2 rRNA genes are annotated in these 1,041 nt (G+C 67.0%); both read right to left on the bottom strand.

Going from position 1 to position 1,041, the window contains the following annotated elements:
- Positions 1 to 20: 20 nt before the first annotated feature.
- Positions 21 to 136, bottom strand: a 5S ribosomal RNA gene (gene rrf, locus FGQ67_RS10000).
- Positions 137 to 283: 147 nt separating this feature from the next.
- Positions 284 to 1,041, bottom strand: a 23S ribosomal RNA gene (locus FGQ67_RS10005); the annotation flags it as partial.

A 1,041-nucleotide genomic window follows, 5' to 3' on the forward strand; every position in this document is an offset into this window, starting at 1 on the left:
ACGGCTCGGTGCCGTCCACCGGTCAGCGGCGCCCTGGCCTCCCACGGGCTGACCCCGCAGTACTCTCGGCGCGATGGGGCTTAGCTTCCGGGTTCGGAACGGGACCGGGCGTGCCCCCCATGCTCTGGCCGCTGACCGGTGGGCGGCGCCCACCGTTTCGGTGTCCTGGGTCTCACTGTAGGCGTGCCCTGAGGGCCGCATGGCGCATAGGAAAGATGACTCGGGGGCATCCTCGTGCCCGGACCGCGCGTGAGCGCTGGGTCCCGCGGGCCGCGAGGTGCGGTTCCGGAAGAGCTCGGGCGATTAGTGCGGCTCGGCTGAGGACGTCGCCGCCCTTGCACCTGCCGTCTATCGACCAGGTAGTCTACCTGGGCCCTTACCGGAAGGAGAACTAATCCCTGGAACGGCTTCCCGCTTAGATGCCTTCAGCGGTTATCCGCGCCGCACGCGGCTACCCGGCCGTGCCGTTGGTCGACAACCGGTTCACCGGAGGTGCGTCCACCCCGGTCCTCTCGTACTGGGGGCAGCCTCCATCGATTCTCCTGCGCCCACGGAGGATAGGGACCGAACTGTCTCACGACGTTCTGAACCCAGCTCGCGTACCGCTTTAAACGGCGAACAGCCGTACCCTTGGGACCTGCTCCAGCCCCAGGATGCGATGAGCCGACATCGAGGTGCCAAACCTTGCCGTCGATGTGGACTCTTGGGCAAGATCAGCCTGTTATCCCCGGAGTACCTTTTATCCGTTGAGCGACGGCCCACCCACTCGGGGCCGCCGGATCACTAGAGCCTGCTTTCGCACCTGCTCGGCTTGTGGGCCTCGCAGTCAAGCCCGCTTGTACTCTTGCATTCAAAAGGACGGTTGCCGACCGTCCCGAGCGGACCTTCGCGCGCCTCCGTTACCCTTTAGGAGGCGACCGCCCCAGTCAAACTGCCCGCCTGGCACGGTCCCCGAGCCGGTTGACGGCCTCGGGTTAGGACGCCGGTCGCGCGAGGGCAGTATTCCAAGGGCGGCTCCCCGGGGGCTGGCGCCTCCGGATC

It is taken from the genome of Collinsella aerofaciens, from assembly GCF_005845035.1.
Taxonomy (GTDB): domain Bacteria; phylum Actinomycetota; class Coriobacteriia; order Coriobacteriales; family Coriobacteriaceae; genus Collinsella; species Collinsella aerofaciens_I.